Source organism: Streptomyces cucumeris, from assembly GCF_024295805.1.
In the GTDB taxonomy this organism is placed as follows: Bacteria; Actinomycetota; Actinomycetes; order Streptomycetales; family Streptomycetaceae; genus Streptomyces; species Streptomyces cucumeris.
Genome location: NZ_JANCLX010000032.1, coordinates 92,255 through 112,119, shown reverse-complemented (window position 1 = coordinate 112,119; position 19,865 = coordinate 92,255). Strand labels below are relative to the sequence as shown.

The window sequence follows — 19,865 nt, the reverse complement described above, 5'->3', positions numbered from 1 at the left end:
CCTGGCGTTCGCGCAGGGCCTCGATGGTCAGGCGGAGCTGCTGCTCCACCTGGTCCATGGGGTCGTTGTAGAGGTCGGCGACCCTGGTGTGGACCCGCAGCACGGTCTGGGCCACGCTCAGCTCGTATTCGCGGGGCGCGAGCTCGTACTCGGCGAAGGTGCCCGGCAGCAGCGGCTCGCCCGCATGGCCGGCGGACAGCTCGATGGACGCTTCGCCATGCTCGTTCCGCGGTGCCTCCGGTGCCGCCCGCACCGCCTCCACATGCTCCCGCAGCGCCCCGGAGCGCTCCATCTGCTCCTCGAACTCCCACCGGGGCAGCGCCAGCACGGTGCAGGAGGTGACCGCCTTGACGGTGACGCCCCAGGTGCCACCGTCGGCCGAGGCCAGCTCCCGCTCGCCGAGGTGGTCACCGCCCGCGGCCGTGCCGACCACCGCGGGGTCGTCGAAGGCGCCCTCGGCCAGCTTGTCCACCTTGCCGTGGGCGATCAGATACAGCTCGTCGGCCGGACGCCCGGCCTCCACCAGCACCTCGCCGGGAGCCAGCTCCCGCTGGGTGAAGCGGTTCGCCAGGGCATCGAGGACCTCGGGGTCCTCGAACCCGCGGAGCAGCGGGAGCTCCCTCAGCTCGACCGGGATCACCCGGACCTCGGCACCGGTGGTGGTGAACTCCACCCTGCCGTCCCCGAGGGTGTGCGAGGCCCGCCGGTTCACCCGGTAGGCACCGCCCGGCACATGCACCCACGGCAGCATGCGCAGCAGCCACCGCGAGGAAATTCCCTGCATCTGCGGAACGGACTTGGTCGTCGTCGCCAGATTCCGCGCCGCCGCCGTGCCCAGACTCGACAGCGGCCGCGAATTGTCGGTACCGGAACCTGGTTCAACGGACGTCGTCATCGTGAATGCTCACCCACCCCTGTACGGACCTCAGAAGAAATCTCTCCCTGAGCAACTCACAAGCTATCAGCGGCCTTTGGACCTGCGCATTCACTCAAAAGTGTGGCCACCGGGAGGGTTCGGGAGAAGGCAAGGAATGGGTAAATACTCGGGTTCCCGGAGGCGGGGCTCTCCGGCGCCCACGGACGGCGGACGGTGCATCCGGGCGCCCCGGCCGGGCGGGAACGGCGGGGGAATGGCCGCGGTCCGGAGGCGGAACTCTTCGCACGGCTCTGCCCTTTGGGGCCCTCACGCCCCGATACTCACTGGCGTTCAGCGCGCACATCCGAGCACGCCGGGACGAGAGCCGGGAGGCCCCATGGAACGCCGTACGCGCCGCGCCTTTGTCGTCACCCTCGGAGCAGCCGTGGCGGGCGGTGCGGCCGTCCCCGCCCGCGCCGCTGCGAGGGCCACAGACAGGCCCGCGCCGCCGCTGGCCAGGGCCCACGCGCACAACGACTACGAGCACCCCCGCCCGCTCACCGACGCGCTCTCCCACGGCTTCGGCAGCGTCGAGGCCGACATCTGGCTGGTGGACGGCGCGCTGCTGGTCGCCCACGACGCCACCGACCTGGACCCCACCCGCACCCTGGAGTCGCTCTACCTCGACCCGCTGGCCCGCCGGGTGAAGGCCAACGGGGGCCGGGTCTACCGCGGCCACGACCTCTCCCTCCAGCTGCTGATCGACCTCAAGACCCCGGGCGAGGCCACCTACCGCGAACTGGCCGGGCGGCTGCGCCGCTACGGACCGATGTTCAGCGCCGTCCACGGCGGGATCGGCGGCCGGGTGCGCCGCGGCCCGGTCACCGCCGTCATCTCCGGCGACCGGGGTGCCCGCGCCCCGATGGAGGCCGAAAAGGTGCGCCACGCCTTCTACGACGGGCGGCTGGAGGACCTCGGCACGGGGGTGCCCGCCTCGTTCATCCCACTCATCAGTGCCGACTGGAACAAGACCTTCACCTGGCAGGGCGCGGGCCCCATGCCGCCCGCGGAGCGGGAGGAACTGGGCCGGATCGTCACGGCGGCGCACCGTGCCGGCCGGCGGGTGCGCTTCTGGGCCACGCCCGACGTGCCCGGGCCGGAGCGCGTGGCCCTGTGGCGCGCACTGCTGGCCGCCGGCGTCGACCACCTCAACACCGATGACCTGGCGGGCCTGGAGGACTTCCTGCGCGGAGCCGGCTGACGGCGCGGGGGTGGCGCGCGGTGAAAACCAGTCGCGGTCCGCCACCCCCGGCGTCATGCTGGCCCCCATGCTCATCAGGACCGCCACCCCCGAGGACTGGCCCGCGATCTGGCCCTTCCTGCACCGCATCGTCGCCGCGGGCGAGACCTACACCTATCCCCGCGACCTCGACGAGGACCGGGCCCGCGACATCTGGATGCTGGAGCCACCGAGCCGTACCGTCGTCGCCACCGATGCGGACGGCACCGTGCTCGGCTCGGCCAAGATGAACCCCAACCACATGGGTCCCGGTGCGCACATCGCCAGCGCCAGCTTCATGGTGGCGCCCGAGCACGCCGGGCGCGGCGTCGGACGGGCGCTGGGCGAACACGTCCTGGAGTGGGCGCGGTCCGAGGGCTACCGGGGCATGCAGTTCAACGCCGTCGTCGAGAGCAACACCCGGGCGGTCGCCCTGTGGCGCTCACTGGGCTTCGAGGTGGTGGGCACCGTCCCGGAGGCGTTCGAGCATCCGGCGAAGGGCTTCGTCGGCCTCCACATCATGCACCGGTATCTGTGAGCGCGGCCGGAGCGTCGGGCCTCGCCCTCGAACCGTTCGGCCCGGAGCGGCTCGGGGCGGCGGCGGAGCTGCTGGCCGCGCGGCACCGGCGCGACCGGGAGACAGAGCCCGCCCTCGACGAGCGGCACACCTCCCCGGCGGCCTGTGCCGAGCTGCTGCGCCGGGCCTGGGACGACGGCGCCCGTGGCGCGGTCGCCCTGCGCGGCGGCGCGGTCGTGGGCTATCTGCTCGCCCGGACCGGCGAGGGGCAGCGGGGCCGCCACTGCTGGTCCCGGCTCCAGGACGCGGCGTACGCGCCGGACGAGGGCCCCGTGGTGCTCCAGCGGCTGTACGCGCATCTGTCGGGTCCATGGGTCGCGGACGGCCGACTGCACCACTACACGGTGGCACCCGCCGCCGATCTGTCCTCGTGGCTCGCGCTCGCCTTCGCCCATGAGCAGGTGCACGCGCTGCTGGAGCTGCCCGGTGGTACGGCGGAGGAGCGACCGCCCAGCGGTGTCCGCCGCGCCGTGCCCGCGGACATCGGCGCACTGGAGCCACTGCTCGGTCTCGTCAACGCCGCCCACACGGCCCCGCCCGTCTTCGCCTTCACCGACCAGCCGATGTGGGACGTGCTGCGCCCCGGCCATCTGGAGCTGCTGAACGACCCGGACGTGGCCTACTGGATCGCGGAGGGGAGCGGAGGCGTCGACGGCTTCCTCGTCATGCGCCCCGTCCCGGCGGAGGAGTCCACGCTCGTCAAACCCCGGGGGTCGGTGGAGCTGATGCTGGCCGCCACCGCCCCGCACGCCCGCGGCTCCGGGATCGGAACCCGGCTGAGCCGGTGGGCACTGGCGGACGCGGCACGCCGCGGCTTCACCGTCTGCGCCTCCGACTGGCGGGCCGCCAATCCGCTGTCCTCCGTCTTCTGGCCGCGCCGGGGCTTCCGTCCGGCCGCCTACCGGCTGCACCGCGTTCTCGACCCGCGGCTCACCGGGCCGGAGCACGTCGCGGGTCCTTGAACGCCGCGGGATCGTCGAGGACCGCCCGGACGACCGAGTGGGCGGCGCCGAGCAGCGGACCCTCCGCGCCCAGCCGGGACACGGTGACCGTCTCCCGGCCCGGCCGGGCCGGGTCCGCCACCCGTCGTCCCAGCTCCCGTTCCAGGGCGGGCAGCAGCCAGGGCGCCAGCGGGGTGAGTGCTCCGCCGAGCACCACCTTCTGCGGGTCCAGCAGGTTCACCGTGCCCGCGAGCGCGATCCCGAGGGCCGTCCCCGCGTCGCGCAGCGCGCGCCGGATCCGGCGGTCGCCCGCGGCGGCCCGCACGGCCAGCAGGGCGATCCGGCCGCCGGGGCCGGGGTGTTCGGCGGTGGCCTGCTCGGGGGAGAGGCCGCTCGCCCGGAGCACCGCCTCCTCGCCCGCGTACCGTTCCAGACAGCCGCGGCCGCCGCAGGGACACTCGGCTCCCTCGGGGCGTACCGGCATATGGCCCAGCTCGCCCGCGAAGCCCCGTGTACCGCGCAGGAGCCGACCGTCGAGCACCACCGCCGCCCCGATGCCGATCTCGGCCGAGACATGGACGAAGTCACGGAGTTCCGGGTCGTGGCCACCGCGCCACAGTTCGGCGAGCGCGCCCAGATTGGCCTCGTTGCCGACCGTGAGGGGGAGGCCGGGCAGTCCGGCGCGGAGCCGGGGGCCGATGTCCACGTCCGCCCAGCCGAGGTTGGGGGCACGGACGACCAGGGACGAGCCACGCGCCACCAGACCGGGTACCGCCACCGTCAGTCCCACCGGGCGCAGCCCGGTGTCCGCCGCTTCGGCCGCCACCTGCCGTACCAGCGCCGCCAGTTGACCGAGGACCGGTTCCGGGTCGCGGTCCCGGTTCGCCGCCGCGATCTCGGTCCGGGCCCGTATCCGCCCGCGCAGGTCCACCGCGCACACGGCCAGCCGGTCCACACCGAGCTCCGCGCCGAGTCCGGCCGGACCGCGGTCGTCGAGCTGGAGCGCGCTGCCGGGGCGGCCGACCGTACCGGGCCGGGAGGGGCCCAGCTCGACCAGCAGGCCGTCCCGGATCAGCTCGTCGACGAGGGTCGAGACCGCTGCCCGGGTCAGCCCCACCTCACCGGCGACCGCCGCGCGGGACAGCGGACCCCGCCCGGCCACGGCGTGCAGGACGAGGGACAGATTGCGCCGGCGCATCGCCTGCTGGGTGTTGGGCAGTGGCGCTGCCACCGTCGTGGTCTCCTCTCGGGGGCGTCAGGTCCGGTGGAGCAGACCGTCGGCGTCGGACAGCACCCCCGCGAGACGCTCCAGTGTCGCGTCCTCGCGTGGCACCGCATCGTAGGACGGCCCCTGGGCCGTCGCCCAGCGCCGGGCCACCGCCGCCGGGTCCTCGCCCAGCAGCAGTCCGGCCGCCTGGGCCGCCGCGCCGAGGGCGACCAACTCCTGGGCGCGCGGCACCTGGACGGGGCGGCCGCTGAGCCGGCGCACCGTCTCCCGCCAGGCCGTCCCCTTGGCGCCGCCGCCGATCAGGAGCAGGGGCACGTCGGACGAGCCGCCCCCGTCCAGTACCCGGTCCAAGGCGGTGAGGAGGGCGAACACCGCGCCGTCATAGGCGGCTTGGAGCACCTGGCCGGGTGTGGTGTCATGGCGCAGCCCGTGCAGCAGTCCGGAGGCGTCCGGCAGATGCGGAGTGCGCTCGCCGTCCAGGAAGGGCAGCAGTACGGCGGACCCGCCGGGCTCCACCGCCTCCCGGTCCCGGCCGAGCAGCGCGGCGATCCGGTCCACCGCCAGCGTGCAGTTGAGGGTGCACGCGAGCGGCAGCCAGGCGTCCCGGGCATCGGCGAACCCCGCGACCACGCCGGTGGCGTCGGCGGGCCGCCGCTCCGAGACCGCGTACACCGTGCCGGAGGTCCCCAGACTGAGCACCGGCTGACCGGGGCGCAGTCCGAGCCCGAGGGCGGCCGCCATGTTGTCGCCGGTACCGGTGGCCACCAGGGCGCCGCCGGGCAGCGGGAGGTCCGGCAGGTCCCGTACGGTCCCGGCGGCCTCACCGTGGCGCAGCACCCGGGGCAGCGCGTCCGGGGACAGCCCCACCCGCTCCAGGATCTCCTCGTCGTACGCCTCGGTCGCCGACGCCCACCAGCCGGTGCCCGACACATCCCCGCGGTCGGTGGTGCCCTGGCCGGTCAGCCGCTCGGTCAGATAGTCGTGGGGGAGGCGTACGGCCGTGGTGGCGCGCGCCGCCTCCGGTTCGTTCTCGCTGAGCCAGGCCCATTTGGTGACGGTGAAGGCGGGCGCGGGCACGCTTCCGATCCGTTCCGCGCACGCCTCCGGGCCGCCCAGCTCCGCCACCAGCCGGTCACGCTGCGGCGCCGAGCGCACGTCGTTCCAGAGCAGCGCGGGCCGGACCGAGCGGCCGGAGGCGTCCAGGGTGACCAGACCGTGCTGCTGACCGCCGACGGAGACCGCGGCCGCCTCGTGAGCGGAGGCCCCGCACTGGCGCAGCGCCTCGGTCAGCGCCTCCCACCACTGCTCCGGCACGGACTCCTTGCCGGTGCCGTCACCGCCGCCGGTGACGGTGTGCGGGGCCTGACCGCGTGCCACGACCCGCCCCGTCGCGGAGTCCACGACCAGCGCCTTGGTCGACTGCGTGGAGCTGTCCACGCCGATGACCAGCGGTCCTTCCGGTACGGGCACGGCTGCTGCCATCTCGGGCTCTCCCTCTGCGTCCCAGGTGTGCGGGTGCGCCGCCGGCGCTGCGGATGGCCGGGGCTTCCCCGGAATGCTTGCGCATACTAATTTGTAAATCGCCATGACGAAATAGGCGAGGGAGCCGCGATGCGCTACACCCCCACCCCCGAGGACCGGTTCAGCTTCGGCCTGTGGACCGTCGGCTGGCAGGGCCGGGACCCGTTCGGCGAGGCCACCCGCCCGGCGCTCGACCCCGTGGAGAGCGTGACCCGTCTCGCCGAACTCGGAGCCTGGGGCGTCACGTTCCACGACGACGACCTGATCCCCCACGGTGCCCCGGAGGCCGAGCGCGACGCCCGTGTCAAGCGGTTCCGCCAGGCCCTGGAGGCCACCGGGATGACCGTGCCCATGGCCACCACCAACCTGTTCACCCATCCGGTCTTCAAGGACGGCGCCTTCACCGCCAACGACCGGGACGTACGCCGCTACGCCCTGCGCAAGACCCTCCGCAACATCGACCTCGCCGTCGAACTGGGCGCCACCACCTATGTGGCCTGGGGCGGCCGCGAGGGTGCGGAGTCCGGCGCCGCCAAGGACGTACGGGCCGCGCTGGACCGGATGAAGGAGGCGTTCGACCTGCTCGGCGCGTACGTCACTGAGCAGGGCTACGATCTGCGCTTCGCCATAGAGCCCAAGCCGAACGAGCCGCGTGGCGACATCCTGCTGCCGACCGTCGGCCACGCGCTCGCCTTCATCGAGCGGCTGGAGCGGCCCGGGCTGTTCGGGGTGAACCCCGAGGTCGGCCATGAGCAGATGGCCGGGCTGAACTTCCCGCACGGCATCGCCCAGGCGATGTGGGCGGACAAGCTCTTCCACATCGACCTCAACGGCCAGTCCGGTATCAAGTACGACCAGGACCTGCGCTTCGGCGCGGGCGATCTGCGGGCCGCCTTCTGGCTCGTCGACCTCCTGGAGACGGCCGGGTACCAAGGGCCGCGCCACTTCGACTTCAAACCGCCGCGCACCGAGGACGCCGAGGGCGTCTGGGCCTCCGCCGCCGGCTGTATGCGCAACTACCTCATCCTCAAGGAGCGGGCCGCGGCCTTCCGCGCCGATCCGGAGGTCCGGGAGGCGCTGCGCGCCTCGCGCCTGGACGAGCTGGCCCGGCCCACCCTGGGCGAGGGGGAGACCCCGGCCGCGCTGCTCGCGGACCGCTCCGCCTTCGAGGACTTCGACGCCGAGGCCGCCGCCGTACGCGGTATGGCCTTCGAACGCCTCGACCAGCTCGCCATGGACCATCTGCTGGGGGCGCGGAGCTGAGGAGCGGGCGCCCGGGCAGCGGCCGTGCCGAGCGCTGTGGGGCGGCCTGGGGAGGGAGCCGCCCCACAGCGTCCGGACACCCCGGCTCAGTCCGATGCCTGCAGGGATGCCAGGGCCGCCGCCGGGTCGTCAGCGGGCGGACCGGCGGGCCACCAGCGGCCCCGTTCCTTGCGGTACGGCCACCAGCGGCCGTCGCGTCCCAGACGGAGCTGGGTGTCGGAGCCAACCACCGTCCACCGGTTGCCCGCCGTCCGCCACCGCGGTGCGCGCTCGCCGTCCTCCCAGGCGGCGGTCAGACGGGCGCGGGCACGGATCAGCGCCTCCGCGTCCGGGGTCCACTCCTCCTCCAGCACGGTGAGTGCGGCGGGACCGCCGTGCCCCCACGCCCGGACCGCGAGCGCCAGTTCGGTGCGGTCGCGCCCGCAGCCCGCGGTGAGCCGTGCCGCGACCCCGTCCGGGGGTCCGGCCGCCGTCAGCCGCACCGTGTCCTGCCACACCGTGAGCGCCTCCGGGGCGGCCGGGGCCACCGCGTGGCCGGGTGACAGCGCCTCGGCCAACTGCCGCCGGGCGCGGACCGCCGCGTCCGCGGCGAGGAACTCCAGCGCGGCCACATCGAGCCCCGGCGCCGGTTCCGCACCGCCGACCAGTGCCGGGGGCCGTCCCGGCGCGTCCACGGGTGACGGCGGCGGGGGCAGCGGCACCGGACCGGACACGGCGAACGCCTCCCCGGCCGGTACCCCCGCCGGAACGGGCACCGTGCCCGGCCCCGTGTCCTCGCCCTCGGCCGGAGTGCGCCGGGCGGCCCGCGCCACACTGCGCACCTGGAGTTCGTCCAGCAGCTCCCGCTCCCCGCGGCCGCGCATCAGCAGCAGCACGAACGGGTCCTCGTCCAGCAGCCGCGCGAGCTGGTAGCAGAGCGCGGCGGTGTGCTCACAGTGGTCCCACGCCTCGCATGCGCACTCCGGTTCCAGATCGCCGATCCCCGGCAGCAGATCGACCCCCGCGGCGGCCGCGTCCTCCACGAGCTGTGGGGGCATATCGCGGTCCAGCAGCGCGGCGATGTGGCCCGAGCGGTCCGCCACCACCTCCAGCAGCCGGTCCCAGGAGTCCTCGCCCAACTCCTGGACCAGCACGTCCGAGCGGTGGGGCGTACGGTCCCGGTCCCGCACCACCGCGGTGATCCGGCCCGGCCGGACGCTCACCGCGCCGACCGCGCCCTCGCGGGCCCGCTTGCGGCCGCTCTTGAGCTGCTTGCCGTCGAGTGCCGTGTCCTCCAGGGCCTTCAGCCACGCCTGGCCCCACCAGGTCCGGGCGAATCCACGGCCGCCCACGGGCGGCAGCGCGTCGAAGACGCGCTCCGGGCGCGCGGCGGACCCACCCGTCGTGCCACGCGTACCGTGCTCTCGGCTCATCGCTCGGTCCCCCTCAGCTCCACGAGCTCCGCCAGTTCGGCGTCGGTCAGTTCGGTCAGCGCGCCGTCGCCGCCGCCGAGCACCGCGTCCGCCAGCTCCCGCTTGCGGTCCAGCAGCGCCGCGATCCGGTCCTCCACCGTGCCCTCCGCGACGATCCGGTGGACCTGTACCGGCTGGGTCTGTCCGATCCGGTACGCGCGGTCGGTGGCCTGTGCCTCGACGGCCGGGTTCCACCAGCGGTCGTAGTGCACGACATGCTCGGCCCGGGTGAGGTTCAGTCCGGTGCCCGCGGCCTTCAGGGACAGCAGGAACACCGGTACCTCGCCGTCCTGGAAGCGCCGCACCATCTCCTCGCGCCGCGCCACCGTGGTGCCCCCGTGCAGCAGTTGGGTCGGCACCCCGCGCGCGGCCAGGTGCGTTTCGAGGATGCGGGCCATCTGGACGTACTGCGTGAACACCAGCACGCTCGCGTCCTCGGCGAGGATGGTGTCCAGGAGTTCGTCCAGTAGCTCCAGCTTGCCGGAGCGGCCGGGGAGGGCGGGGCGCTCCTCCTTCAGGTACTGGGCGGGGTGGTTGCAGATCTGCTTGAGACCGGTGAGCAGCTTGACGATCAGTCCGCGCCGGAGGAGTCCCTGGGCGCCGGAGATCTCGGCGAGGGTCTCGCGCACCACCGCCTCGTAGAGCCCGGCCTGTTCGGTGGTGAGGGCGACCGCGCGGTCGGTCTCGGTCTTCGGCGGCAGTTCGGGGGCGATACCCGGATCGGACTTGCGGCGCCGCAGCAGGAACGGCCGGACCAGCTTCGCCAGCCGCGCGGCGGCGGCCGGGTCGCCGCTCTCGACCGGCTGGGCGTAGCGCCTGCGGAACGCACCGTGGGTGCCCAGCACCCCGGGAGTGGTCCAGTCCAGGATCGCCCACAGCTCCGAGAGGTTGTTCTCGATGGGCGTTCCGGAGAGCGCGACACGGGCCTTCGCCCCGATGACGCGCAGTTGTCCGGCGGTCGCCGAGAACGGGTTCTTGACGTGCTGGGCCTCGTCCGCGACCACCATGCCCCAGGGCCCCGCCGCGGCCAGGCGCTCGGCGTCGAGCCGCATCGTCCCGTAGGTGGTCAGGACGAACTCGCCCGCGGCGAAGTCGTCCAGGCTGCGGTGGCTGCCGTGGTAGCGGCGTACCGGGGTGCCCGGGGCGAACCTCTCGATCTCGCGCCGCCAGTTGCCCATCAGGGAGGTGGGACAGACCACCAGGGTGGGCCCGGCGGCCTCGGGAACGTCCTGCCGGTGCAGATGGAGCGCGATCACGGTGATGGTCTTGCCGAGCCCCATGTCGTCGGCGAGACAGCCGCCGAGGCCCAGCGAGGTCATCCGGACCAGCCAGTCCAGACCGCGTAGCTGGTAGTCGCGCAGGGTGGCGGCGAGGGCGGCGGGCTGGGCGACCGGCGGCTGTTCGGGGTGGGAGGCCCCCTCCGGGTCGGCCAGCCGGTCGCGCAGCGCCGCGAGCCAGCCGGTGGGCTCGACGTCCACGGCCGCGCCGTCCGCCTCGGTACGGCCGGTGAGGACGGCGTCGAGCGCGTCCACGGGGGTGAGTTTGCGATCCGTGCGGTCCCGGGCGCGACGCGCCGACTCCGGGTCCAGGACGACCCACTGGTCGCGCAGCCGCACCACCGGACGACTGGCCTCCGCGAGCCGGTCGAGCTCCGCACGGGTGAGGTCCTGGTCGCCGATGGCGAACCGCCAGCTGAAGCGGAGCAGCGCGTCGGCGGAGAGGAACGAGGGCATCCGGGGGCCGAAGCCGTCCTCGCCGGCGCCGTCCTCGTCCGGGCCGATGACGGCGCGAGCGGTCAGGCCGCGGACCAGCTCCCTGGGCCAGTGCACCTGCACCCCGGTGGCCTCCAGCGCCTCCGCCGCCGGGCCGAGCAGGTCGGTGACCTCCTCGTCGGCGAGGTCGATCGCGTCGGGCACGGCGGCCGAGAGCAGGGGTGCGAGCGGCGGCCAGGCGCGGGCCGCGCGCCGCAGGGTGAGCAGCGCGTCCATCCGGGCGCGCGGTCCCAGCGCCGCGCCGACCGGCGAGGTACCGGCCCAGATGTCGGCGGCGTCCGCGACGAGGGCCGGGTCGGTGAGGCTGTGCAGCTGGAGGACGGCGCGGAAGTCCGGTCCGGCGGCGGGGACGTCGTCGTCAGCGGCCAGGAGGTCGCCGCGCAGCACCTCGATACGCAGCGACAGCCGGACCCCGGCGTCGTGCCCGGCGGCCACGTCCGCCGCCCAGGCGCGCTGTCCGGGCAGCCGTACGGGCGGTGCGGCGGCGAATGCGGGGCCGCCCGCGGCCAGGGCCGCGGCGGGGGAACGCGGCAGCCCGTCCGCCACCGCGTCGAGAAAGGCGCGCAGATGGCGTTCCGGTTCGGGCAGCAGCACCGGGTCGGTACCGGGCAGCGGCAGGGCGTGCGCGGCGGGCGGCATGGCGGCGGCCAGCTCCCTGAGCCGCTCCAGGTCCTCGGGTGTCAGCGGGCCGACACGCCAGGCATCGTGATCGGCGGCGGTGAGACCGGGCAGCAGCCGCCCACGCGCGGCGAGTTGGAGGGCGAGCACGGCGGCGGCACCCCAGAAGGCCGCCGTGGGATCGGTGCCGTCCCCGGTGCGCGCGGCCGCCCGCGCGCGGGCGCGGGTGAGCACCGGCAGCGCGGCGCTCAGGGGGAGGACGAGCGCGGGGACGGTACGCGTGCGGACACCGTCGGGGCGGGCGTCCCGGTCACCGTCGGCCCCAGGGCCGTCCGGGGCCGCGGGGACCACGACGGTCAGCTCTTCGACGGAGCCGGGCCCGGACGGGGGCGGGCCGTCCGGGGACCAGAACGCGACCCGTCCGGTGCGTGCCGGGTCGGCGGGCAGGAAGACCGTGGTGGAGCGGCAGAGTTCGGCGATCTCGGAGGACGTCGCCGCGCGGGGTGGTGTCACAGCGCTGATTTACTCCTCAAATTTGACTACTGGGCGTGGGGCGGTCGAGGGTACAGGACGCGCGGGAGGAATGAGGAACCGGAGGCCGCCGGTGTGCGTTGTGAAGGGTGAACGCGGCTCAGGGCCGTGAGGAGCTCGGCTGGGGCCGTGATGAGGAGGCGGGTGAGATGTCCACGCGCGCGAAGGTCGCCGTCGGGGGTGTGGCGGTAGGTGTGATCCTGATGTGGCTGCTGCCCTTCTGGGCGGCGCTGCTGGTGCTCGTCGGCGTGCCCGCGGCGGCCTATCTGCTGCTGGACCCCTCGCAGCGCCGCAGGCTGCGCCGGGTCTCCCGCAAGGAGCTCGGCCGCTGACCCCGGCCGCTCAGGACCGCTGGCCGGGCCCGGGACCCGCGGCGGCACGCACCTGGGAGTGACCGTGCAGCACCGGTCGCGAGCCGCCCGGAGTCCCCATGCGGGACCCGGCCAGCCGGGGGAGAGGGATGGCCGCGGCCGGTACGGCAGCGCGGACCCGCCTCGCCGTACCGGCCGGGTCACGGGCGGGGGACGACACCCCTCCCGGGCGTCGGCGATCACAGCAGGCTTTCGTCCGCGACCGTCCAGTCATCGCCCAGTTCACTGTGCAGTGCCGCCAGGGCGGCGTGCGCGCGTCCCCGGAACGCCTGCCACTCCTCGTCGGACCAGGGGGACGGATCCGGCGGATAGTCCCAGTCGAGTGACGACTGGTACCACCCGCACAACCGCTCCAGTTCGGTTCGTGTGCCCTCCGTGATCGGCAGACGGCCCAGGTCCGTGGGACAGCCGTAGGGGCTGTCCATGTCGAGGGGCCACAGCGGGGTGTCGGGGACACCGGCCTCGAAGAAGAACCGAAGGTGTTCGGGCATACCGCACCCTCCCACGGGGGTCCGCTGGCGCTCCACGGAATAGTGGCGGCTCCCCGGCCGCCGTCGTGATGGTCGCCAGGATTCCGCGATCAGCTCCGGACGTGGCGTGATCGACGTAAATCCCTTGCACGAGGGCCGTCTTGCCGTCCACGATGGCCGACATGACGCATGGAAAGGACGGCCTCGCGATCTCTCGGTGATCGCCATGGCCTCATACGGAACACCTCAGTCGCCCACTCCCGCCCGGCTCCGGGCCCACTTCGACCCGTTGCCCTTCCCCGCCCGGATGAGCGCCCTCGCGGCGTACGCCCGCAGCCTCTCACCGGACGCCTACACCGCTCTGCGCGACGCCCTCGACGCCTCCACGGAGGACGGTGACCGGCATACCGCGCTCTTCCTGGCCACCGTCCGCCGCGATCTGGACACCGTCGCCGCCGCGCTCACGGACCCCGTGCTGCGCCGCCGCGCCCTGTCCGCCGCCATCCGGCTCCCGGTGCCCGATGAACCCCTGACCGCACTCGCCCTGAGTGATATCCGCGCCGTACGGCACGAGACCTACCGTGTGCTGCGCATGGGACGCCGTCGCGCGCTCGCCGACCGGTTGCTGCCCCGGGTGCACGCCGCCCACGGCCCTGACGACGCCGCGCGGCTGCTGCCCGCCTGCACCCCCGCGACGGTCGCCGACTGGCTGCCCCGCCTCGATCCGCCGCCCGGTGTCCTGCACACCCTCGCCCGGACCGCTCCGGCCGCCGTCGCCGCGCGGCTCGCCGCCGACTGCGCGGCACAGGACCCCCATGGACGGCAGCGCCTCGCCACCCGCTACGAACTGCTCGCCACCGCCATCGCCGAGCGCGACATCGGGGCGGGACTCGACCTGTTCGCCCGCGCCCCGGCGCTTCTCGGCGAGCGGGCTGTGGTGTCCCTGCTGCGCGCACCGCGCGAGGTCCTCGCGATCCTCCGCCGGGCGGCCGCACACGAGGAACCGGGCGGCGGCGTCCCGCGGATCGGGAACGGCAGGGGCCGCTGGGCGAACCGTCCCCGGCTGAGCACCGGTGCGCGACCGCTGTCGCGCTCGGCGCTGCGCGCCCTCCGCGCCCTCACCCCCGAGGAACGCGCCGCGCTGGCCGAGGAGAGCGTGGCCGTGGCGCGCAGGTCCAGCCCCTGGCGGTTCGACGTACGCCCCGATCCACTGCTCGCCCTGCTACCGCCCGCCGAGCGGCGGCGCGTCGTCGAGCGCGGGATGCCCGCGCGCGGCCCCGGCAGGCGGACGGGGTACGACGCGCTCGCGGCGCTCGATCCGGCGGACCGCGCCGATCTCGTACGCGAGGCGTTCGACGGGGACCACCCCTCACCCGAGACACGCAATCAACTCGCGGTCGTGATGCCGTTCGCCGAGGCCGAACCCGTACTGCTCCGGGCGGTGGAGAGCCACCGCCACCACGAACGCGAGCACGCCTGGTGCGCCCTGCTCGCCTGCGCCGAGCTGAACGGCGTGCCCGAGGGGTTCGCACGGGCGGTGGCCGCCTGTGAACGGGCCTGGCACGACCAGGAGGAGGTGCGCCGTGCCGTCCTGAAACACGTGGCGGCGGCCGCGCCCCGGCTGCTGGCCGCCGTACCGCTGACCGCCCTGCGTGAGGCGACGCTGGCCACCGTCCACTCCCGGGACTCCCGGGCCGACACCCTCGCCGCCGCCGAACGCTGGCTGCGCCGGACCGCGGAGAGCGCGGCCGCGCGCGGCGACACCGAACGGGCCGCGTACACGGCGGAGCTGCTGTGCCGGGTGCTCGCCGATCCACGGCGAACCGCCCCGGTCGCGCCGCTGCGGCTCGACCGCCGCGCAGCCGCGGCCGTCTGGGCCGCCGCCACCGCCCCGGACGGCTTCCGTGAACCGGGCTCCGGTGCGACGACGTACGGAGAGGCACACGGAGAAATCCGCGGTGTGGCCCGCGGTGGAGCGCACCGCACCGCCGTCTCCCGGCTCGTCCCACTCGCCGAACTCCTCGTCGCGCATCTGGCCGGACTGCCCGCCCTCGACGCCCTGATGGGCCGTACCGCCCTGGAGGACGAGGACCCGGCCCTCGCGGGCCGTGCCGCCGCGGTGTGGACGGCGGACTTTGCCACCCGGGAGGAGCGTTGTGCGCGGCTGGTGACCGACGATCCGTCCTTCGCCCTGGTGGAGCGGGTGCTGTACACCCTCGCCACCCGCCGCACCGATCTGCTCGAGGACGTTCTGCGTGCCGCCCGGCACGGTCTGACAGGACGCCTCGCCCCGCGCGGGGTGCGCGGATGGGTGCCGAGGCTGCCGCGGCCGGTGACCGGACGGTGGCTGCCCGGCACCCGCCGCCTGCTGACCGCGCATCTCGCCGCGGTGGCCGCCGATGAGGAGGTGGACCTGCGGGAACGGGCGGACGCTGCGGGCCTGCTGCGCGACGGCGGCCTGTTGCGGGAGCTCGTGGACCGTGCCCCGCTCCCCGTCGCGTCCGCCGCCCTCATGGCATGGGGCCACTGCGCCCCGGAGGAGGGCGCCGCCCCGGCCGGGCGCGGTCCGGATGAGCACTGGCCCTACGCCGGCGACCGGCGCGCGGCCTCCGGTACCAGTGCGCGCCTTCCGGAGACCGACGGCTTCCCCGGTCCCGTCCTGTCCCTGCTGCTCCACCACGCGGGCGCCGGTGGCGCCCGCGGCCGGGCCGCCATGGGTGCGATGCGGCAGGTGCTGGCCTCCGTGCCCGACCGTGCGGCCGTCGCCGCCCTCGAGCCCGTCGTCCGTGCGACGGACGCGCCGGTCGGCAGCCGTAAGGAGGCCGCCCGCGCACTCGTGGAACTGCCCGGTGAGACCGCGTTCGCCGCCCTGCTCGCCTCCTGGGATGAACCCGGGCAGCACCGCGACGTCCGTGCCGTCCTCGCCCGCGGTCTGCTCGCCCGTATCGGTGAACCCGGTGTCGCCGACCGGCTGACGAGCCGGGCACACGAGCCCGCCGTCCGCGACGCGACCGTCCTCGCGCACCCGGGGAGGGCCGTGGTGCGGGACCACGCCGCGTACGCCTCCTGGCTCGCCGCGCTCGCCCGCGACGCGGAGGACGCGACCGCCGAGGCCGCCTGTGAAGCGCTGCCCGCATGGACGGCGGTGGGGACATCCGGCGAGGCGGAGGCCGCGCTCGCCGACGCGGTCCTCGACCCCGGTCGTCCCGCGAGGGTCTGGCGGGACGCCGCGGCGGGGCTCGCCGCGGTCCGTACCGAGGCCGCGCCCGCCGCCTTGCGTCGCGTCGTCGACACGCTCCTCGAGCGCGCCCGCACCGGTGACGGCGGGGACGGGACGCCGCCCGGAGAGGACCGGCGCGCCGAAGCGCTCCGCCGTCTCACCGGTTGCGCGTCCGCCGTCCTCGAGCGGCTCGGCCGGTGGTGGGGGACCGAGATCGCCGCGGCGGACACCGTGGTGGACGGACTGCTCGCCGCGGGACTGTGGCGCGAGGCGACCGGAGCCGCGTACATCGCGGCCTCCGCTGCCCTGCGCCGCGGCGACGGTGCGTTCGCGCGCTGGGAACGCTATCTGGCACTGGTCGAGGAACGCCCCGACCGGCTGACGGGCCGTGAGACCTATCTGAGCCACGAAGACGCCGTGGTGCGGGAGGCGACCCTCGGAGTCGTCCGCGCGCTGCGTGAGCGCGGCGGCGCCGCGGCCGGACTCACCGCCCTCATGCTGGTGAGCGTCATCGGACCGCACAGTGGCTGGGCGGAGGTGTGGCGGGCCGAACTCGAGGCGCTGCGCCGGTACGACGACCCGGACACGGCCGAACAGGCCCTGCTCATCGAGGCCCGCGCCCGCCGCTGACCCGTCCGTCCCGGAGCGTCCCGGACCGGGCTCCGGGACGGACCACGGTGTGCTGCCGTACGCCCCCGGGCCTGACCGGGGGCGTACGGCACTCACTGGGGGCGTACGGCCAGTTCGTCCAGCGCCGTCAGCAGTCCCGGGAGTTCTGGGCCGCGGCCCACCGGAAGCACCTCGCCCGGTTCGTCGTCGAGCAGTACGAACGCGATGTCGTCGGTGCGCGCGACCATGCTCCAGCCCGGACCGTCGGCCCGGAGGGTCCGGGCGTCACCGGCGGCGAATGCGGAGCGCACCCGGCCGAGCGGTGGGGGCGTGTCCAGATAGCCGCGCACCTCGTCGAGTACCCGTCGCACTCCTCCGTGCGGCTTCTCGCCGGGGGCGACGAAGGTGACCTCGCTGTCCACCTGTTCGCGCCAGATCGCCCACTGGAGGGCGATCTCGTCCGCGCCGAGCCGCCGCTGCGCAGGTCCCCACCGCTCGGCGTCCGGGGGCGTGAGCGGCGGACGGACGGGGTCCCCGAGTGCGGGATCGGGTTCCGGGTCGTGCGGTGCGGGAATCCCGGGGGCCGCCACCGCCACCGCGAGCGGCCAGCCGGGCAGGGAAGCGACCACGGTGCGGTCGTTGAGGGACAGGTCGTACTCCATACCGCAGTCCCACGTCGCGATGGCGATGGCCACGAGCGAGACGTCGTCGGTGACCACCGTCCAGCGCGCGCCGCGGCCGTCCTGGCCCAGTACCAGCCCGTAGCCGGCCGTGTAGGGCGTGAGGCCGAGGGCGGCGCATGCCTCGGGGTAGTCGTCGCCGAGCACGCTCGGGAATTGAGCGGGTGTCAGCAGCACCGCGGTCAGCACGTACAGCGCATCGTCGCCTGACTCCTCCGTGGCGGGCACGGCAGCCTCCTCTTGCGGTCCCGGATCCGATGTGCGATCCGTCGTCGGCGCACCCTAACCAGCCGGTAGCCACGGCGTCGAGATGGCTGCGACCAGGTCAGTCGTCCGAAGCGGCGCGCAGCGTCCCCAGAGTGCTCCGAAGCCAGGACAGTTCGGCCCGGCTGGTCGCCCGGGCGATGGTGAGGATCCCGCGCCGGAACGGGTCCGCGATCTCCTCGGCGCGCAGCGGCCGGTCGTCCTCGTAGAAGAAGCTGGACGGGCGGTTCAGGAAGTCGAGCCGCCGCTCCAGCACCGCCGCCTGCGCCGCCGGATCCGCCAGGTGCCCGAGGAACGCGAGCAGCGTGAACCAGCGGTTCTCGTCGGTGATGTCGGCCTCCGCCGGATCCATGAGACGGCGCCGCAGCTCGGCGCGTCCCTGGTCGGTGAGCGTGAGGACGTGCCGGGGCGCCGCGCCCGCGCCCGGCCGAGTTTCGCGGGCCAGCAGTCCGGCCTTCTCCAGCCGTTTGATCGCCGGATAGAGCGTGCTCTCGGCCACGGGCTTGATGTGCCCGGTCAGCGCGGCGATGCGTTTGCGCAGCTCATAGCCGTGCAATGGGGCGTCATGGAGAAATCCCAGGATGGCGAGTTCGAGCATCCCCGCATTCTGCCCGATCATCGCTGTACATCGATCTCGCAATACATCGTGACCGATGTATTGTCTGCGGTGATCGTCGTAGATGGGGCGCACGGGAGGGGATGACCATGTGGCACGCGCCGTTCGGTCCGGCAGGGGCGCACATCCGGTGGACCGGGACACCGGGCGACGGGGACGGCGGCGCGCCCCGGGTCTATGTCCACGGGCTGGGCGCGTCCTCGGCCGTCTATCACGCGCATATCGCCGCGTCCCCGGCTCTCGCCGGACGCCGGTCGCTCTTCGTCGACCTGCCCGGCCACGGGATCAGTGACCGCCCGGCGGACTTCGGCTACGCCCTGGACGATCACGCCGCCGCACTCGCCTCGGCGCTCGACGCGGCAGAGGTACGCGGCGCGGAACTGGTCGGCCACAGCATGGGCGGGGCGGTCGCCGTCGTCCTCGCGGCGCGTCGCCCCGGCCTGGTGTCCCGTCTGGTGCTCACCGAGGCGAACCTCGACCCGGATCCGCCCCGAACGGCGGGCAGCAGCAGTATCGCCGCGTATACGGAGGAGGAGTTCGTGCGCGGCGGCGGCTTCGCGGAGACGCTCGAGCGGGTGGGTCCGGTGTGGCGGGCGACCATGCGGCTCGCGGATCCCACCGCGCTGTACCGCAGCGCGGTCGGACTGGTCCGCGGTACCCGGCCGACCGTGCGCCGGATGCTCCTGGGTCTGGACCTGCCGCGCACCTTTCTGGTCGGTGAGCTGGGGGACGCGCCGGACGCGTGCGATGAGCTCACGGCCGCCGGAGTGGAGGTGCGGACCGTGCCCGGCGCCGGGCACAACGTCATGTTCGACAACGCTCCCGGCTTCATCGAGGCTCTCGCCGCGGGACGGTGAGGCGGCCCCGGACCTGGCCGGACCCGGCCCGCGGCCCGGGTCCCGGTGGCGTTCAGCCCCGACGGCGTTCAGTCCTGACGCGTCGACAGGGCCAGGAAACGGGTGTCCTCATCGGTATACGACTCCAGATGCCAGCCGGAGCGGGCCAGCAGCGGCCGCAGATTGGGCTCCGCCCGCAGGTCGTCAGGGGTCAGCCGACGGCCGTGCCGGGCGGCCAGCGCGGCCCGGCCGACCGGGTGGAACAGGGCGAGACGGCCGCCGGGGCGGACCACCCGCGCCAGGGCGCGCAGCGCGGGGCCGGGTTCGCCGAGGTGTGAGATCAGCCCGGCCGCGAACACCGCGTCGAGACAGCCGTCGCGCAGGGGCAGCCGGGTGACGTCGCCGAGGACGAGCGTCGCAGCCTTGTCCCTCGCCTCGCGCACGGCCGCCTCCAGCATGGCGGGGGTGAGATCGACCCCCAGGACGGTGCCCCGCGGACCGACGGCGGCGCGCAGGGCGGGCAGCGCCCGGCCGGTGCCGCAGCCCGCGTCGAGCACCGCGTCCCCGGCACGCAGTCCGAGTTCGGCGACGGCGGCTGCGTAGGCGGGTCCGTCATCGGGGAATCGGCTGTCCCAGTCGGCGGCCCGGGGTGTGAAGAACGCGCGCACCTCGGCCGCGCCGCCCGTGCCGGGGCCGTGACGGTGCTGCTGGTGCTCGTCCTCGGGCATGACGCTCCTCGCTCTGGCCGGATCACCGTGAGCA

16 protein-coding genes are annotated in these 19,865 nt (G+C 74.7%); 7 read left to right on the top strand and 9 right to left on the bottom strand.

The features are described 5' to 3' along the window. On the bottom strand, positions 1-895 hold an 895-nt coding region (locus NMK44_RS33310; RefSeq protein WP_254750150.1), incomplete at its 3' end, for a family 2B encapsulin nanocompartment shell protein. Positions 896-1,253: 358 nt separating this feature from the next. Between NMK44_RS33310 and NMK44_RS33305 the strand changes: the two genes are divergently transcribed. From NMK44_RS33305 to NMK44_RS33295, 3 genes are all read left to right on the top strand, one after another. Further along, positions 1,254-2,117, top strand: a complete 864-nt coding sequence (locus NMK44_RS33305; RefSeq protein WP_254750148.1) for a phosphatidylinositol-specific phospholipase C/glycerophosphodiester phosphodiesterase family protein — start codon at positions 1,254-1,256, stop codon at positions 2,115-2,117. Between the two features lie 67 nt (positions 2,118-2,184). Beyond that, entirely contained in the window at positions 2,185-2,673 is a 489-nt protein-coding gene (locus NMK44_RS33300; RefSeq protein ID WP_254750146.1) for a GNAT family N-acetyltransferase, read from the top strand. After that, positions 2,670-3,674 (top strand): GNAT family N-acetyltransferase, encoded by a 1,005-nt coding sequence (locus NMK44_RS33295; protein WP_254750144.1) that lies wholly within the window; start codon positions 2,670-2,672, stop codon positions 3,672-3,674. The genes NMK44_RS33300 and NMK44_RS33295 overlap by 4 nt, the downstream gene beginning before the upstream one ends. On the opposite strand, the gene NMK44_RS33290 is transcribed toward NMK44_RS33295, so the two are convergent. Together NMK44_RS33290 and xylB are read right to left on the bottom strand one after the other, a co-directional pair. Continuing rightward, positions 3,643-4,884 (bottom strand): ROK family protein, encoded by a 1,242-nt coding sequence (locus tag NMK44_RS33290; protein ID WP_254750142.1) that lies wholly within the window; start codon positions 4,882-4,884, stop codon positions 3,643-3,645. The genes NMK44_RS33295 and NMK44_RS33290 overlap by 32 nt on opposite strands. Before the next feature lie 24 nt (positions 4,885-4,908). Beyond that, positions 4,909-6,351 (bottom strand): xylulokinase, encoded by a 1,443-nt coding sequence (xylB, locus tag NMK44_RS33285; RefSeq protein WP_374215377.1) that lies wholly within the window; start codon positions 6,349-6,351, stop codon positions 4,909-4,911. A 141-nt stretch (positions 6,352-6,492) separates the two neighbouring features. Between xylB and xylA the strand changes: the two genes are divergently transcribed. Further along, positions 6,493-7,665 (top strand): xylose isomerase, encoded by a 1,173-nt coding sequence (xylA, locus tag NMK44_RS33280; RefSeq protein ID WP_254750138.1) that lies wholly within the window; start codon positions 6,493-6,495, stop codon positions 7,663-7,665. An 86-nt stretch (positions 7,666-7,751) separates the two neighbouring features. Here xylA and NMK44_RS33275 read toward each other — a convergent pair whose 3' ends face one another. Both NMK44_RS33275 and NMK44_RS33270 read right to left on the bottom strand, forming a co-directional pair. Beyond that, positions 7,752-9,077, bottom strand: coding sequence for an SWIM zinc finger family protein (locus NMK44_RS33275; RefSeq protein WP_254750136.1), 1,326 nt, complete (start codon positions 9,075-9,077; stop codon positions 7,752-7,754). Then, on the bottom strand, positions 9,074-12,019 hold the full coding sequence (locus tag NMK44_RS33270; RefSeq protein WP_254750134.1) for an SCO1167/SCO6262 family helicase: 2,946 nt from the start codon (positions 12,017-12,019) through the stop codon (positions 9,074-9,076). Before NMK44_RS33270 ends, NMK44_RS33275 begins: the two co-directional genes overlap by 4 nt. A gap of 167 nt (positions 12,020-12,186) precedes the next feature. On the opposite strand from NMK44_RS33270, the gene NMK44_RS33265 reads away from it, so the two are divergent. Next, entirely contained in the window at positions 12,187-12,369 is a 183-nt protein-coding gene (locus NMK44_RS33265) for a tail-anchor membrane protein (protein WP_254750160.1), read from the top strand. A gap of 218 nt (positions 12,370-12,587) precedes the next feature. Here NMK44_RS33265 and NMK44_RS33260 read toward each other — a convergent pair whose 3' ends face one another. After that, complete coding sequence (locus NMK44_RS33260) at positions 12,588-12,899, bottom strand: immunity protein CdiI family protein (protein WP_254750132.1); 312 nt, start codon at positions 12,897-12,899, stop codon at positions 12,588-12,590. Between the two features lie 205 nt (positions 12,900-13,104). Between NMK44_RS33260 and NMK44_RS33255 the strand changes: the two genes are divergently transcribed. Next, positions 13,105-16,728: a hypothetical protein gene (locus NMK44_RS33255; protein ID WP_254750130.1), complete on the top strand. Its 3,624-nt coding sequence runs from the start codon at positions 13,105-13,107 to the stop codon at positions 16,726-16,728. 92 nt (positions 16,729-16,820) lie between these two features. Here the strand turns inward: NMK44_RS33255 and NMK44_RS33250 are convergent, their stop codons facing one another. Continuing rightward, positions 16,821-17,615, bottom strand: a complete 795-nt coding sequence (locus NMK44_RS33250; RefSeq protein ID WP_254750128.1) for a hypothetical protein — start codon at positions 17,613-17,615, stop codon at positions 16,821-16,823. Between the two features lie 97 nt (positions 17,616-17,712). Further along, on the bottom strand, positions 17,713-18,249 hold the full coding sequence (locus NMK44_RS33245) for a PadR family transcriptional regulator (protein WP_254750126.1): 537 nt from the start codon (positions 18,247-18,249) through the stop codon (positions 17,713-17,715). A 107-nt stretch (positions 18,250-18,356) separates the two neighbouring features. Between NMK44_RS33245 and NMK44_RS33240 the strand changes: the two genes are divergently transcribed. Beyond that, a complete protein-coding gene (locus NMK44_RS33240) occupies positions 18,357-19,124 on the top strand; it encodes an alpha/beta fold hydrolase (RefSeq protein ID WP_254750158.1) in 768 nt (255 codons plus the stop codon). Positions 19,125-19,192: 68 nt separating this feature from the next. On the opposite strand, the gene NMK44_RS33235 is transcribed toward NMK44_RS33240, so the two are convergent. Then, positions 19,193-19,831: a class I SAM-dependent methyltransferase gene (locus NMK44_RS33235; RefSeq protein WP_254750124.1), complete on the bottom strand. Its 639-nt coding sequence runs from the start codon at positions 19,829-19,831 to the stop codon at positions 19,193-19,195. Positions 19,832-19,865 lie beyond the last annotated feature (34 nt).